This window comes from Pseudomonas sp. HLG18, from assembly GCF_051903985.1.
Classification (GTDB): domain Bacteria; phylum Pseudomonadota; class Gammaproteobacteria; order Pseudomonadales; family Pseudomonadaceae; genus Aquipseudomonas; species Aquipseudomonas fluorescens_BT.
In genome coordinates this window covers 5,057,907-5,072,395 of record NZ_CP195831.1, presented here as the reverse complement: position 1 = coordinate 5,072,395, position 14,489 = coordinate 5,057,907, and the positions used below count along the sequence as shown (strand labels likewise).

At 60.9% G+C, this 14,489-nt stretch carries 12 protein-coding genes; 3 read left to right on the top strand and 9 right to left on the bottom strand.

Going from position 1 to position 14,489, the window contains the following annotated elements:
* Positions 1-49 precede the first annotated feature (49 nt).
* The 4 genes from ACSPX5_RS23435 to ACSPX5_RS23420 form a co-directional block, all read right to left on the bottom strand.
* Positions 50-3,007 (bottom strand): autotransporter outer membrane beta-barrel domain-containing protein, encoded by a 2,958-nt coding sequence (locus ACSPX5_RS23435; protein WP_439820347.1) that lies wholly within the window; start codon positions 3,005-3,007, stop codon positions 50-52.
* A gap of 222 nt (positions 3,008-3,229) precedes the next feature.
* A complete protein-coding gene (locus ACSPX5_RS23430) occupies positions 3,230-3,901 on the bottom strand; it encodes a GNAT family N-acetyltransferase (protein WP_207865382.1) in 672 nt (223 codons plus the stop codon).
* A gap of 12 nt (positions 3,902-3,913) precedes the next feature.
* Complete coding sequence (locus ACSPX5_RS23425; RefSeq protein WP_011336633.1) at positions 3,914-4,360, bottom strand: GNAT family N-acetyltransferase; 447 nt, start codon at positions 4,358-4,360, stop codon at positions 3,914-3,916.
* 10 nt (positions 4,361-4,370) lie between these two features.
* Positions 4,371-4,994 carry an FMN-binding negative transcriptional regulator gene (locus tag ACSPX5_RS23420; protein WP_439820346.1) on the bottom strand — a complete coding sequence of 208 codons (624 nt, stop codon included), beginning with the start codon at positions 4,992-4,994 and terminating at the stop codon, positions 4,371-4,373.
* Positions 4,995-5,086: 92 nt separating this feature from the next.
* Between ACSPX5_RS23420 and ACSPX5_RS23415 the strand changes: the two genes are divergently transcribed.
* Entirely contained in the window at positions 5,087-6,640 is a 1,554-nt protein-coding gene (locus ACSPX5_RS23415; protein WP_439820345.1) for a PLP-dependent aminotransferase family protein, read from the top strand.
* A 59-nt stretch (positions 6,641-6,699) separates the two neighbouring features.
* Here the strand turns inward: ACSPX5_RS23415 and ACSPX5_RS23410 are convergent, their stop codons facing one another.
* The 3 genes from ACSPX5_RS23410 to ACSPX5_RS23400 form a co-directional block, all read right to left on the bottom strand.
* Entirely contained in the window at positions 6,700-7,800 is a 1,101-nt protein-coding gene (locus ACSPX5_RS23410) for a polyamine ABC transporter substrate-binding protein (RefSeq protein WP_439820344.1), read from the bottom strand.
* Positions 7,797-8,822 carry a histone deacetylase family protein gene (locus ACSPX5_RS23405; RefSeq protein WP_169432516.1) on the bottom strand — a complete coding sequence of 342 codons (1,026 nt, stop codon included), beginning with the start codon at positions 8,820-8,822 and terminating at the stop codon, positions 7,797-7,799. Before ACSPX5_RS23405 ends, ACSPX5_RS23410 begins: the two co-directional genes overlap by 4 nt.
* A 132-nt stretch (positions 8,823-8,954) precedes the next feature.
* Complete coding sequence (locus ACSPX5_RS23400; protein ID WP_439820343.1) at positions 8,955-9,953, bottom strand: AraC family transcriptional regulator; 999 nt, start codon at positions 9,951-9,953, stop codon at positions 8,955-8,957.
* Between the two features lie 323 nt (positions 9,954-10,276).
* On the opposite strand from ACSPX5_RS23400, the gene ACSPX5_RS23395 reads away from it, so the two are divergent.
* On the top strand, positions 10,277-10,753 hold the full coding sequence (locus tag ACSPX5_RS23395; RefSeq protein WP_439820342.1) for a hypothetical protein: 477 nt from the start codon (positions 10,277-10,279) through the stop codon (positions 10,751-10,753).
* Positions 10,754-11,086: 333 nt separating this feature from the next.
* On the top strand, positions 11,087-11,485 hold the full coding sequence (locus tag ACSPX5_RS23390) for a hypothetical protein (protein ID WP_439820341.1): 399 nt from the start codon (positions 11,087-11,089) through the stop codon (positions 11,483-11,485).
* 168 nt (positions 11,486-11,653) lie between these two features.
* Here ACSPX5_RS23390 and ACSPX5_RS23385 read toward each other — a convergent pair whose 3' ends face one another.
* Both ACSPX5_RS23385 and ACSPX5_RS23380 read right to left on the bottom strand, forming a co-directional pair.
* Positions 11,654-12,658 (bottom strand): asparaginase, encoded by a 1,005-nt coding sequence (locus ACSPX5_RS23385; RefSeq protein WP_439820340.1) that lies wholly within the window; start codon positions 12,656-12,658, stop codon positions 11,654-11,656.
* A gap of 99 nt (positions 12,659-12,757) precedes the next feature.
* Complete coding sequence (locus tag ACSPX5_RS23380) at positions 12,758-14,203, bottom strand: alanine/glycine:cation symporter family protein (protein WP_011336625.1); 1,446 nt, start codon at positions 14,201-14,203, stop codon at positions 12,758-12,760.
* Positions 14,204-14,489 lie beyond the last annotated feature (286 nt).

The window sequence follows — 14,489 nt, the reverse complement described above, 5'->3', positions numbered from 1 at the left end:
TTAACGGACCGCTTTTGCTTTCATCGCGTGGAACATTTGCCTACAGCATTCAGAAGCTCATCTGCCACTGCCCGATCAGCCCGTGATTGCGACTGTTGCTGCCCATCTCGCCGCTGTAGCCAAGGCCCAGCGTATGCCGCGCAGAAACGCCCAGGTCCAGCCCTGCCTCGAGGACAAGGCTGTCACGATCCAGCGAGCTGCCATCGGCGCTGAACGCGGTCCCGCCCACGACAAATGCCTGACGGGTCGAGCTGCTGACATCGCCATAGGTGTGCTTCCAGCCGGCGGCCATGCGCGGGGTCAGGCTCATGCCATTGTCCAGCGAGCTGAGGTGCGCCAGGCGCAGACCGACGGTGCTGCTGAAGTTGTCCTGGGTCTGGCTGTCGACCTGCAAGGCCGCCGCGCCGCCCTTTTCCTGATAGCGGTCGCGGTGATAGCGCTGGTAACCGAGGCTGGCGAACGGTTCGGCGCTGAGCCGGCCAGTGCCCATGGCGTAGCCGAGTTCGGCGAACGCTTGCTGGCTGTCGGCGTCGTAATCGCCTTTGGGACGATCGCTGAATCCATTGAATGCGATGGTGCGTTTGCTTTCGCCCTGATGGCCGCTGTACGCGGCGCCGAGGCGCAAGGCCAGCGGGCCGTTCTGATGCAGCGCGTAAACGCCGGCGTGCCAGCTCTCGACATTGCCGTCGACGCCGGTGGCGTCCAGGTCGGTGTTCGAATAACCACCGAGCACTCCCAGGCGCCATTGCGGATTCAGTGCCCAGTCGGCACCGAGCAGGCTGCCCTTGGTGCGTTGTTCCAGACCGCTGCTGCCGTGTTCGCCATCGAGCTTGCCGTAGCCACCGATGGCTTGCAGCCAGAGTCGGCCCCGGGCGTTCGGATCATTCAGGTTTCGCGCTTCGGACGGTACTCCGTTGGCGGCGAGGATTGGTGTGTCACGCTGATCGAGGCCGACCATCAAGCCTGGGCTGCCACCCATTTGCTGCATCGCCGAGAGCATGCTGCTGCCCACCTGACTGCTGGCGCCGAGGGTGGCGCTGGTCAGGTTGGCGTTGCTGGCGCCGGCCAGTTGCTCGATGGCTGCGCCTGCACTGCTTTGAGTGGTGTTGAGCAAAGCGTTGTACAGCGGGTTGTTCTTGCCCATCGAGGCGAGGCTGTTGGCGGCATTGCTGCCGTTGCCGGTAGCAGCGAACTCATTGAAGGCCACGTCATTGCGGGTGTAGGTCAGGTTGACCTGCGTTGGCGTGTAAGCGAGGGTCGGCGTGAGGAACGCGTAGTCGCTGGTGACCGCGCCGAACGTGCCGTTGACCCGCGCAGCCTGCAGCACCGTGTAATGGCTCTGCCACGGATAGGTGCCGCTGCCGGGATTGACCGCCAGCGTTGCGCCGTTGAGATTGGCCGTGCCGCCGACCTGGACTGGCGCGCTGCTGCCATCGGCGTTAACGCCGTAGGCGAGGGTGGATGCACTGCCCATGTTCAAGTTGTGCACGATGGTTGCGGTGCCGAGCCGGGTGTCAGTGCGCAACGTGCCATTCACGTTGAGGTTGCCCACCGACCCGCCGCCGGCATACACACCACCGGCGTCCACGCTCAGGTTACCGGCGATGCCACCCTGGTTGATCAGGGTCGCGCCATTGCGCACGGCACCGCCGTCGCTGAAATCGCCGCTGCCGGTCAGGGTCCAGACGCCTTGCTTGACCTCAAGCCATTCGAAATGGCGGCTCGCACCAAAGCTGCCGCCCGCCGCGTCGTCCATCACTACTCGGTCGTAACCGCTGCCGCCATCGACCACGCCGACAAAGCGGCTGCCGTTGCGCAGTGTCAGGCTGTCGTTGCCACCGCCCAGGTCCAGCGCGAGACCGTTGCTGCCGCTGATGGTGCCGCCGTTGATCACGTTGTCGGCGAACTCACCGACGAACTTCACACCAAACCCGTCGAGGCCCTGAATGGTGCCGTCGTTCTTCAGCGTGGTGGCCGCCAGCCCCGAACCGCCGCTGCCGTCGTCCACCAGAATGGCGCTGTTGGCGCCGCTGATCAGGGCGCCTTTGGCGTTGAGGATGTAACCGCCGCCCAGCGCGATGCCTTCACTGCCATTGGCGAAACCGCCCTTGTCCACGCCGCCCGCGCCGACGCCTTGAATGGTGCCGTAGTTTTCGATGTGAGCGATCTTGTCGATGTCCACGCCGTCACCGTCGCCGTTGGGCTGCAAGCCTGAATACGCACCCGTGATGGTGCCGTGGTTGATCACCGTGCCGTTGCCGTCGGAGCCGAAGCCGGAGCCGTTGCGTCCGGTGATCTGCCCGTAATTGACCAGCGTCGCGCCGAGGTCGGTGGTGATGCCATGACGGCCGCCGGAAATCACGCCATAGTTGGTCACGCTGACGCCAGTCGCGGTGTCGATATCGATACCGTCGAACTTCTGATTGGCGTTGTGCGAATCACCGGTGGAAATTTCGCCGTAGTTGCTGATGGTCGCGTTGGCGCCGGTTTTCATGCCGTCGCTGGCGTCGCCGCGAATCAGCCCGCCGGCGCGGTTGATGATGGTGGTTTTCACACCGTCGCTGCGCAGCGCATCCAGATCCAGCCCCTGGCCTGTGGTCGAGCGAAGGGTGCCGCTGTTGTCGATCAAGAGACTGCCACTGACGAAGTTGCTGTCGATGCGAATCGCATCGTTGGAACCGAGAATCTGCCCGCCGCTGCGGTTGTAGATCGCGTAGTTGCGTGCCTGGGTCAGATCGCCGCTGCTGTCGATGGCCCGGCCGCCGGATGAGATGATCTTGCCGGCGTTATCGATGATCACGCCGACACCACTGGTTTTGTCCTTCAGGCTCACAGCCTTGCCGCTGTTGGTGATGCTGCCCGGCGCCGAAATCGTCAGCGTATCGCTGCCACCCAATGTCTGCGACGCGGTGGTGGCGGTGTCGATCTGCACGGTCTTGCCGTGGGCGGCACTGGTGGCGATCAGCAGGGCTGTGGCGAGAGAAAGGCGCTGAGGCGGGAGCGGCATGGGGGGAACGTCCTTTTAGTTATAAGTGAGGGCGTTCTGTATAGCGGAGGGTTTTTACAGAATGATGTATGGCCTATGTGCATTCTTTTGCAGTTCAGGCCTCAGATTTGGACGTTCATCTGCAATTCATTGCAGATCCGACGGTGGTGCAGAGTCGAAATCGCAGCCTTGGACATCGCTTGAATGAGATGCCGCAGGCTGCGCTCTTTTACGTTCACCGGCTCAAGCGCGGCACTCAACCAACCCCTTCACCTGCCCATCCGCCGTCTGATTCTCATCGCTCAACCAGCGCTCGAATCCCGCTGCGATCGCCGGCCATTCCGAGTCCAGAATCGAATACCACGCGGTGTCGCGGTTCTGGCCCTTGACCACCATGTGCTGGCGGAACACGCCTTCGAAGCTGAAGCCCAGCCGCTCGGCCGCGTATTTGGAGCGGGCGTTGCCGTTGTTGCATTTCCATTCCAGGCGGCGGTAGCCGAGGGCGAAGGATTCTTTGGCCAGCAGGTAGACCGCCTCGGTGCTTTTCGGCGAGCGCTGCATCGGGGCGCCGAAGGTGACGTGGCCGATTTCGATGCGGCCCTGGGCCGGGACGATCGACATCAGGCTGAGGAGGCCTTGCACCTGGCCGCTGGCGCGGTCGATGACGCTGAAGAAATACGGATCGCTGTGGGCGGCGTGGTTGTTCAGCCAGTCATTGAAAGCGCTGCGCTCCGGAAACGGGCCGTAGGGCAAGTAATCCCAGAGTTTCGGATCGGCGCCGGGGCCTTGCAGGGCATTGAAGAGGTCATCGCCGTGGCGTGCCGGGTCGAGTTTTTCAAGGCGGATGAAGCGGCCTTCGATCAAGGTGGTGGAGGGCGGCGGCACGCCTTTCCAGTCTGCGAGAGAAATCGTCATGCACGTGGCTCCTTAAATGGCTTTGCGAAACTGGATGAAACCCGGGCGTTCGGCGATGCGCTCGTAGAGCTGGATCGCCGTGGCGTTGGTTTCGTGGGTCAGCCAGTGCACCTTGCAGCAACCGTCGGCCTTGGCCGTGGCGTAGACGTGTTCGATCAGCAGGCGACCGACGCCGGTGCCACGGGTTTGCGGCTCCACCAGCAGGTCTTGCAGGTAGCAGGAGTTTTCGATGCTCCAGTTCGAACGATGGTAGATGAAATGCACCATGCCCACCGCTTTGCCGTCGGCCCAGGCGAGGGCGGCGTGGGTTGGTTCGTTCGGGTCGAGAAAACGCTGCCAGGTGCTTTGGCTGACCGCGTCGGGCAGCTCAGTGTTGTAGAAGCGCAGGTAGGCCTGCCACAGCGGCAGCCACGCCGCGTGATCGGCGGCGCTGACCGGACGGATGTCGATCTGACTCATGGTGATTTCCTTAACGCATCAAGTGAGCGAGGGTTTGATCGTTGATGTCGGAGCTGGCAGCCAGGCCTTCGCGCACGCCGGCGATGTCTTCGGCGCTGCGGTTCTGGCTGAGCTTGCGCTTGCCTTCGAGGCGGTCGATCGGAATGGCGAATCCGACGATGGCCTTGAGCATGCCGTCGATGTAATCGGCCGGCGCATCGTCGACGGACCAGGGCCGGTCGCGGCCCGCTTCATGGCGATCGGTGAGGGTGCTGACGATGTCCAGCAGCCGACCGCCATCGCTGAAGGTTTCAGCGTGACCGTAGGCGTGCACGGCAACGTAGTTCCAGGTCGGCACGACTTTGCCGTGCTCGGCCTTGCTCGGATAAAAGCCCGGGCTGACGTAGGCATCGGCACCGGGGAAAATCAGCATGGCCTCGGCGCCATCGCGCAGGTCTTTCCACTGCGCATTGGCCTTGGCCAGATGCCCGTACAGCGTACCGTTCGGGCCTTGTTCACGATGCAGCAGCACCGGTACGTGGCTGGCCTGCAAGCCTTGTTCGCCATGGGTCACCAGGATCGCGAGGCGGGTGGCGAGGATCAGTTCGTGCAGTTGGGACAAGTCGTCGATGGCAAAGGCGCGGGGCGTGTACATGGAGAAAATTTCCTTGGCGAATGCCTGCATCGTAGGCAGGCTATTGGTCTGTTGTAAGAGCCATTGATGACCAATTTCACAGGTCCATTGTCATGCCCGATCCGACCACGCTGTCGCTGCCGTTCAACCCCGCCGGTATTGAGCTCGACCGCCGCAAAGGCCTGAGTCGTCAGCTCTATCAGGCCTTGCGCCTGCGTGTGCTCGACGGGCTTCTGGCCAGCGGCACGCGCTTGCCGGCCAGTCGCGATCTGGCGGCAGCGTTGGGGATTTCCCGCAACAGCGTGGTGCGCGCCTACGATCAGCTGTATGCCGAGGGTTTTATCGAAGGACGGGTCGGTGACGGGACGTATGTAGCGCAATTGCCGCAATCGACGGCACCGACGAAAAAACTATCCACAAAAGTATCCACAGGTTTTTCAACAGGCTTACCCACAGCTTTATCCACAATTGTGGCCAAAGCCACTGGGGATTTATCCAGAAAAGTTATCCACAGCGGAGCCCTGCAGCGGCTTGAACAGAATCATTTGCCAACGCCGCCAAGCGGTCCGCCACGGGCTTTCAGGGTGGGGGTTCCAGCGTTCGATCTGTTCCCGTTCGACGTCTGGGCCAAGCTGAACGCGGCGTTCTGGCGCAAACCCGACTTACAGCAACTGTGTTACGGCGACCCGGCGGGCGATGCACGCTTGCGCGGTCTGATCGCCGCTTATTTGCGCAGTTCGCGCGGCATGCAGTGTTCCGCTGAGCAAATTGTGATCACCAGTGGCGCGCAGCAGGGAATCAGCCTTTGTGCACAGTTGCTGGTGGAGCCGGGCGCCGGGGTCGGCATTGAAAATCCGGGCTACCGCGCAGCGGGTCACGCCTTCGCGCTGGCCGGTGGCCGATTGCAAGGCATTGCCGTGGACGAAGAGGGTATCGACTGCGCGGCACTGGCGGCCGCCGAAGATTGCCGAGTGGCTTATGTCACGCCCTCTCATCAGTACCCGACGGGGGTGGTGATGAGCCTGGCGCGGCGCCTGGAGTTGCTGGCCTGGGCCGAGCGTACCGGCGGCTGGATTGTCGAGGACGACTACGACGGCGAGTATCGCTACACCGGCGCGCCACTGGCCCCGCTGGCTGCACTCGACCGCCAGGGCCGCGTGCTATACGTCGGCACCTTCGGCAAAGTCGCGTTCCCGGCGCTGCGCCTGGGTTATCTGGTGTTGCCGCCGGGGCTGGTGGAGGCGTTTGCGCAACGGCGTGCAGTGGATGTCCGGCACTCCGAGGTGAGCACTCAGGCGGTGATGGCCGAGTTCATGGCGGCCGGGCACTTCCAGCGGCACATCCGACGGATGCGTCGGGCAGCCCTGAGCCGGCGCAACACGCTGATCAATGGTTGGCCACATGGCCTGGCGGGTGTGGGGGCATTGCCCGCGGTGTCGGCCGGATTGCATCTCACGGTGACGGTCGACAGCGTGGCCCGCGAACAGCAATTGATCGAGCAGGCCGCCAGCGTAGAGGTGGAGGTCCATGGTTTGAGCAAATACTGGCTGCCGGACTCGACGCTGCCGCTCGATCAGCGCGCCGGTCTGGTGCTTGGTTTTGCGGCGGTGCCGGAGCCGGCGATCGAGTCGGCCCTGGCCCGTTTGCGGCAAGCCTGGGGTGAGTGAAGACGGAACGTCGGTATCCAAAGACCCGCCGGGGCGGGTCTGAGCTGGATGGGAAGGTTTCAGGTGCCGGATTTGATCTTCGTCCACGCCCGCGTGCGCGCCCGTTCCGCATCGCGCGGCAGCGGTTGCAAGGTGTAGAGCGTATTCATCGCCGCATCGGTCGGGTACAGATTCGGGTTGTTGCGAATCGCCGGGTCGACATGTTCGGTGGCGTCCTTGTTCGGGTTCGGATACCCGACAAAGTCGCTGACAGGGGCGATCACCTGCGGTTGCAGCAGGTAGTTGATGAAGGTGTAGGCGTCCTGCGGGTTTTTCGCGCCTTTCGGGATAGCGAGCATGTCGAACCAGATCGGCGCCCCTTCCTTCGGCAGGCGCATGTCGACCACCACGCCGTTCTTCGCTTCCTTGGCGCGGTTGGCGGCTTGCGAGAAGCTGCCCGAATAGCCGACCGCGACGCAGATGTCGCCGTTGGCGATGTCGGCCATGTATTTGGACGAATGGAAGTAGGTCACATACGGGCGAATCTTCATCAGCAGCGCTTCAGCCTTGGCGTAGTCCGCCGGGTTCTTGCTGTTGGGATCCAGGCCGAGGTGTTGCAGGGCCAGCGGCAGGATCTCCGACGGCGAGTCGAGCAGGGCGACACCGCACTGCTTGAGCTTGCTGATGTTCTCTTCCTTGAAGATCAGATCCCAGCTATCCACCGGCGCGTTGTCACCCAGCGCCGCTTTGACCTTGGCCGAGTTGAAGCCGATCAGGATGGTGCCGTACATGTACGGCACGGCGAACTGGTTGCCCGGGTCGTTGGCTTCGATCAGCTTCATCAGTTTCGGATCGAGGTGATTCCAGTTCGGCAACTGGCTGCGATCCAGCGGCTGGAACACCCCGGCCTCGATCTGCTTGGCCAGGAACACGTTGGACGGCACCACCACGTCGTAGCCGGAGTTGCCGGTCAGCAGCTTGGCTTCCAGCGCTTCGTTGGTGTCGAAGATGTCGTAGACCAGTCTGGTCTGGCTGTTCTGCGCCTTGAAATCTTCCAGTGCCTTGGGGGTGATGTAGTCGAACCAGTTGTAGACGCGCAGGGTGCGTTCTTGCGCGTGGGCGCCGCTGCTCAGCAGCGCCGCGCACAACACCGGCGCGATGAGGTGCTTGAGTCTGCTCATTGTTCGAAACCTTCAAGCACGTTCACCGCATTGATGCCGATTTCTTCCACCGCGTAGCCACCTTCCATGACGAACAGGGTCGGTTTGCCGAGGGCGGCGATGCGCTTGCCCATGGCCAGATAGTCCGGGCTATCAAGCTTGAACTGCGAGATCGGGTCGTCCTTGAAGGTGTCGACACCCAGCGACACGACGATGATGTCGGCGCCGTAGCTGTCGATCTCAGCGCAGGCCTGATCCAGCGCCGCGCTCCAGACGTCCCAGCCGGAACCGGCCGGCAGCGGATAGTTGAAGTTGAAGCCTTCGCCGGCCCCTTCGCCGCGTTCGTCTTCGTAGCCGAGGAAGAACGGGAATTCCGCTTCCGGGTGGCCGTGGATCGAGGTGAACAGCACGTCGCTGCGCTCGTAGAAAATCGACTGGGTACCGTTGCCGTGGTGATAGTCGACGTCGAGGATCGCAACCTTCTTGTGGCCCTGATCGAGGAATGCTTGCGCTGCAATGGCGGCGTTGTTGAGGTAGCAATAACCGCCCATCAAGTCGCCGGCAGCATGGTGTCCCGGCGGACGGCACAGGGCGAAGGCCCCACGGGCGCCGCGCTGGATTTCCGCTTGAGCGGTCAGCGCCACTTGCGCTGCGCTGTAGGCCGCTTGCCAGGTGCCGGCGGTAATCGGTGCGCCGCCGTCGAAGCTGTAATAGCCGAGCTGGCCGTGCAGGCTGGTCGGTTTGACCTGACGCAGAGTGCGCGCCGGCCAGGTGTAGGGCAGCAGGTCGCCGTCGGTGTTGAATTCGGTCCAGCGCGCCCAGGCGCCTTTGAAGAAGTCGAGGTAATCGCGGCTGTGGATGCGCTCGATCGGCCCAAGGCCGAAATCTTTCGGTGCTTCGACCGGGCCGAGTTTTTGATGTTTCACACGTTGCAGCACGTGGTCGGCGCGCGACGGCATCTCGAAGCAAGGCTTGAGTTGCCCGTCGATCAATTCGCAGCGGCCATGGTGCAGGTGGTGATCGTCAGAGTAGATCGTCAGCATTTGTTGTTCTCCGCAGGGGCTGATTCGGTTGGCTCCAGTGTTGCGGCGCGGGGCGAATCGGAGAACGGCCAGAGAGGCCAAAAGGGGATCGATGTGGCCAAAAATACTGACCTGATATCGCCCCTCGACGGTTTAACCGTGTGGGCGGAACTGACTCGGCGCCACGCCGCTCCAGCGCACGAACGCATGGCGGAAGCTGGCGGTCTCGCTGAAACCCAGAGTCTCGGCGATGCGGTAGATCGGTAACTGATCCTCGCAAAGCATCTGCTTGGCTCGCTCGAAGCGCAGTTCGTCGAGCAGCTCCTGATAGCTGCAACCCATGTCTTTCAGATGCCGGCGCAAGGTGCGCGGCGAGCAGTTCATCTGCTGCGCCAGACCTTCCAGTCCCGGTGCAGCATTGAGTTGCGCGCTGAGCAACTGGCGGATCCGCCCCAGCCACGCCTGGCGGCCGGTGAACTCGGTGTTCTGCTTGCGGCAGCGTTCGGCCATCGCCTGGTGGGTGATGATGTCGGCCAGCGGCAGCGGCTGATCGAGCCAGCGCCGGTCGAAGGCGAAGGCGTTGTCCTTGGCACCGAAATGCAGGGGCGCCTTGAAGTGTTCGGCGTAGCTGTCGCGGTAATCCGGCGCAGCGTGTTCGAAGCGGGCAGCCAGCAATGGCAGTGGATGGCCGAGCAGGTCGTCGCAGATGACTTTCAGCGACACCAGACAGAACTCGGCGTTGAATACGGCCATCGCCGGGCTCTCGCGATAATCGGCGGCGACGAACCAGGCACGCTCGCCGTAGTCCTCCAGGCTCAGCTCGAAAAGTGTTCCCAGCAGCGCCGGATAACGGATCGCCAGGCGCAAAGCGTCACCGAAGGTGGCACAGGTCAGCAGCGCGTAACCGAGGATGCCGTAGCAGGAAACATGCATGCGCCGGCCCAGCTCCAGGCCGATGTCATGCTTGAGCGCGACGGCGTTGGCGCAGACCTGCATCTCCTGATTGGTGGTGATGCGAGTGTCGGCCCGGCTCAGATCCGCCGCGCTGATGCCGCTGCCAGCCAACAGCGCTTCGCTGGACAGGCCTTGATCCCTGAAGGTGTTGAGCACCAGGGAGACAGCGTTGAGGGTGGTGAGGTGGGAGTGGAGCATAGAGGCGTCCCGAGCGAAATACATTTCCTGGAAAGCAAATTACATACCACAAGTTGCATCTCGATTGTTTACGGTAATTAATGTTTACGGCCACTTTTGTTTTGTCACCTATAGGGGCGTGGCTCCCGCCTGTTTAACTTAATGTGAAATAGTTGTTTTGGCGACTGTCAGAAGTAACAGGTTTTTAATTATAGGGGCGCCGTTTGTCGTTTAGTTACTGATGTCTATTTATTTGAGTTTTTTATTTGATTTGTATTTGTCTGGGTCTACGCTCAGTTTGTGGTCGTAATGTGTATGGGGTTATTAATAAGGAGGGCGAAAAAATGAATTCGAAAAATAAAGAAGTCGAAGATCATCGTGTTTATATTGAAAGCATATTGGATAAGTACGGTGGCGGAAAGAATCCTGTAGATGAGGGGAGCATAGTAGGGACGCTGGATGGCCAGCATTTTGAATGTTCGGCCGACTCATGGGTGGAACATGCAGATAAAAACGGAAAGAGGTTACTGCTTCTGTTCAGGAGCAAGGATTCCGGTATTAATCTGGAAATCGATCAATCAGCTTTATCCTCGGTTATGTATGATTTTCGTATGGGTTATGGCGATTTTTTTAATTTTCTCTTTGGTAATGATCCCGGTCGTTGGGATGCGGACACAGCAAAGCTTTCTGGTGTGTCCTTTGACGCCAGCGCAGGAAGGCTTCAGTGCGACGTTGATGCGACTCTTTGGCGCGGTGATCCCCCGAATCTGGAAACAGCAAAATTAAAGGCGAAACTCCTTGTGGTTAAACCTGTGAAATAGTCGATACCTCTCCATGCAGTAAGGAGGGGTATTGCTGATCATTATTGATCTCGGCGCTGATTCCCGGGAACCGCGGCAGCACAGCAGCCTTGGCCAATTGCTTTGATGGTTGTAGTTAAACGCGGCCGGCAGGAAAGTGGCTTTCACGACGCCGCCCTGATGCTCCAGGCGTTTGAGCGGATGACGGCGAAAACTGCGCAATTTCGCGCAATGGGTTGGCGCCAGCAGGTATCTGGTGTCTTGTGTCTATTTTATATCTGACATATTCCACGCCTTGGATATGTTGTTTTCATAGGCTCTGTATATCAGCTCACTCTTATGAGGGATTGCATAATGGGTAATTCAAAGGAATCAAAAATTACACTTGATGATTTTAAAGGTCTAAAGGCCGGTACTGTAACTGGAAGTCTTTCTGTTATGGTTGATAATGATAGGATATCCCTGCAGGCGCGCGCAGGCAGCGATGGAGAAACAATTTTTCTAGAGTTTGAAGATTCCAAGAAGACGAGCATCATCATGATCGGTGTCAGCCGAGATTATCTAGGCCAGCCTATCGAGTTCCCTAAGGCTTTTCTTTACTATAAAGGCAAGGGTACCGGCTGGACAGCGGACAAAGGCGGTTTGTCCATACGTGAAGAAAAAAATTCGAAATACAGTATTCGCTTTGATGCTACCGCAACGGCGCAGTCGGTTCGGCTCATTTACGGCGAGGCCGAGGTAGAGTTTCGGTAGGATTTTATTGTGGCTGCTGAGTTATGGAGAGGAACGGTTTTTCCGATAGCAAGTGTTGTGCATTATCGATAAAAATGGTGTTTCGATATGGGTGTAAGTCCACCGTACTTCGTCCGGATGTATTTTATTCCTCCCGTCGCGGTACGACGGGGGGAATTATTTGAAGGTTTAAATCAGCTCGCCGCACAGGTCGAGTTCGACCAGACGCCGTACTTCAGCTGTCTCAAGGCCGGCACCCAGCAAACCATTTAACTTGCCGAACGCCGCCTCACGGGTCATGCCGCCACCGGACAACACGCCCACGCCACGCAAACGGCTGCCGGCTTCGTAGACATCCAGTTCCACACCGCCTTCATGGCATTGCGTGACCGCAACCACGACCACGCCGTTATCCCGCGCCCGGCCCAGGCTGGCGAGGAACTCCGGATTGTCGCTCGGCCCGGTGCCGCTGCCGTAGCACTCCAGCACCAGACCCTGAATGCCGCTGTCGAGCAGGCCGTCGATGATCTCGGCGCCAATGCCCGGGAACAGCGGTAACACCGCCACCTTGGCCAGTTGCTTGGGTCGGTTGTAGTTCAGCGCGGCTGGCAGCGAGGTGGCTTTCACGCCACCGCCCTGACGTTCCAGACGTTTGAACGGATGGCGGCCGAAGCTGCGCACTTTCGCGCAGCGGGTCGGGGCCAGCAGTTCGCCGTGGAAATACAGATGCACGCCCGGCGCCAGGCCGTGGCCGAGGGCGACCAATGCGCCGCTGAGGTTTTCCCACGCGTCGCTGTCGGTGACGCCGGCCGGCAGCATCGAGCCGGTGAAGCACACGCGGGCATGCAGGCCGAGCAACTGGAAGCTCATGGCGGCGGCGCTGTAGGCCAGTGTGTCGGTGCCGTGCAGGATCAGCACGCTGTCGCAGCCTTGCACATCGACGGCGTCGACCACCGCTTCACGCAGTTGCTGCCAGTAGGCCGGGGTCATGTTGGCGCTGTCGATCAGCGGCGACATTTCGCGAAAGCGCCACTGCGGTACCACCAGCTCAGGCTGGCTGTGCAGGTAATCGCGCATCCGCGCTTCGAAACCGGACGCCGGAGCCAGGCCATTGGCGCTGGCCTGCATGCCGATGGTGCCACCGGTGTACAGCACCATCACGTGCTGGGCGGCAGGGTAGGTCGAGGAATTCATGGGGAGTTCTCCTGAACGAGGACAGCATGCGGTCGAGCATGACGCCGACCGCTGCTTGTGTCACGCCGGGCGCAAGAGCTGCGCCCGGTTTTTACCCGATCAGCGTTGCGCTGCAGGGATGCCTTGCGGCTGAGCGTTGGCCTGGGTGTCGGCCGACGGATTGGCAGGCCAGGCCTTCAGGTCCAGATCCAGGTCGCTGAACTTGCTGGAGTCGAACACCGGCTGGTCGACGCCGGCACGGCGCTGCGCGTCGTAGTCGCGCATCACACGCATGCCGACCTTGAACAGCAGGGCCAGGGCCATCAGGTTGACGAAGGCCAGGCAGGTCATGGTGATGTCGGCGAAGGCGAACACGGTCGACAGATCCTGCATCGAACCCCAGACCACCAGTGCCAGCACCAGACCGCGGAACGTCATCAGCGCAGCGCGGTTGCGGGTGAGGAATTGCAGGCTGTTTTCGCCCAGGTAGTAGTTGTAGAGGATGCAAGTGAAGACGAACAGCGACAGCGCGACGCTGACGAACATGCGGCCCCAGTCACCAACCACAGCGGCCAGCGAGTTCTGGGTCAGGACGATGCCGTCACCTTCGAAGCCCGGGGTGTAGAAGCCCGACAGCAGGATCAGCAGTGCGGTGCAGGTGCAGATCACGAAGGTGTCGAGGAACACGCTGAACGCCTGAACCACGCCCTGAGCGCCCGGGTGCTTCACGGCGGCCACGGCAGCGACGTTCGGCGCACTGCCCAGGCCCGCTTCGTTGGCGAACACGCCACGCTTCACGCCCATTACGATGGCGCTGCCGAGCAGGCCGCCGAAGGCCGGGTCGAGACCGAAGGCGCTCTTGAAAATGGTAACCAGCATGGCGGGCACGTGTTCGATCTGGGTGCCGATCACGTACAGGGTCACGCCGATGTAGGCCAGGGTCTTGATCGGTACCAGCAGGTCGGACACCGAAGCGATGCGCTTGATGCCGCCGATGAAGGTGATGGCCAGCAGCACAGCCAGGACGATACCGGTGTGTTGCGGATCAAAGGCAAAGGCGTTTTGCAGCGAGTGGGTCACGGTGTAGGACTGCAGGCCGATGAAGGCGAAGCCGTAGGTGACCAGCAGCAGGATCGAGAACACCACCGCCATGCCTTTGAGTTTCAGGCCGTGCTGGATGTAGTAAGCCGGACCGCCACGGTACAGGCCGTCGCCATCGGCGCGCTTGTAGACCTGAGCCAGCGTACATTCGAAGAAGCTGCTGGACATGCCGACCAGAGCGGTCACCCACATCCAGAACACCGCACCCGGACCACCGAGGGTCACGGCGATGCCGACACCGGCGATGTTGCCAGCACCGACGCGGCCGGCGAGGCTGAGCATCAGGGCCTGGAACGAGCTGAGTTGCCCGGCGCTGCCTTTGAGGCTGTCGCGGAACACCGCGAACATGTGGAAGAAGTGGCGCAATTGAACGAAACGCGAGCGAATCGTGAAGTAGCTACCGAGCCCGACAATGAGCACGATCAGTACTTTCCCTGAGAGGAAGTCGTTGATGACTTCGAGCATGGATTTTTCCTCGCTGTTTATTGTTTAAGCAAATGCTGGATGGTCAGAAACATCGCGTTACACCGGTGTGCGTGCGGCACAACGGGCGAGGCGAGGGTTCGTCCCGGATCCATATCGCGGGTTTGTTATTAGTTCGGGTTTCGCATGGGTTATGGCCTCGTTACCGACGACCGCTCACGCGAAGAGGGGCGGCACTATACCGATCAGTGCGGCGCCCGTCTGCACGGTTGTGGTGCAAGCGACGAAACGAAGCTTTGAAACACCCGACGTTACCGGCGTCGGGCTT

Coding starts and splice junctions, on each gene's coding strand:
- ACSPX5_RS23435 (WP_439820347.1), bottom strand. CDS start 3,007: ATGCCGCTCCCGCCTCAGCGCCTTTCTCTCGCCACAGCCCTGCTGATC.
- ACSPX5_RS23430 (WP_207865382.1), bottom strand. CDS start 3,901: ATGACGATTTCTCTCGCAGACTGGAAAGGCGTGCCGCCGCCCTCCACC.
- ACSPX5_RS23425 (WP_011336633.1), bottom strand. CDS start 4,360: ATGAGTCAGATCGACATCCGTCCGGTCAGCGCCGCCGATCACGCGGCG.
- ACSPX5_RS23420 (WP_439820346.1), bottom strand. CDS start 4,994: ATGTACACGCCCCGCGCCTTTGCCATCGACGACTTGTCCCAACTGCAC.
- ACSPX5_RS23415 (WP_439820345.1), top strand. CDS start 5,087: ATGCCCGATCCGACCACGCTGTCGCTGCCGTTCAACCCCGCCGGTATT.
- ACSPX5_RS23410 (WP_439820344.1), bottom strand. CDS start 7,800: ATGAGCAGACTCAAGCACCTCATCGCGCCGGTGTTGTGCGCGGCGCTG.
- ACSPX5_RS23405 (WP_169432516.1), bottom strand. CDS start 8,822: ATGCTGACGATCTACTCTGACGATCACCACCTGCACCATGGCCGCTGC.
- ACSPX5_RS23400 (WP_439820343.1), bottom strand. CDS start 9,953: ATGCTCCACTCCCACCTCACCACCCTCAACGCTGTCTCCCTGGTGCTC.
- ACSPX5_RS23395 (WP_439820342.1), top strand. CDS start 10,277: ATGAATTCGAAAAATAAAGAAGTCGAAGATCATCGTGTTTATATTGAA.
- ACSPX5_RS23390 (WP_439820341.1), top strand. CDS start 11,087: ATGGGTAATTCAAAGGAATCAAAAATTACACTTGATGATTTTAAAGGT.
- ACSPX5_RS23385 (WP_439820340.1), bottom strand. CDS start 12,658: ATGAATTCCTCGACCTACCCTGCCGCCCAGCACGTGATGGTGCTGTAC.
- ACSPX5_RS23380 (WP_011336625.1), bottom strand. CDS start 14,203: ATGCTCGAAGTCATCAACGACTTCCTCTCAGGGAAAGTACTGATCGTG.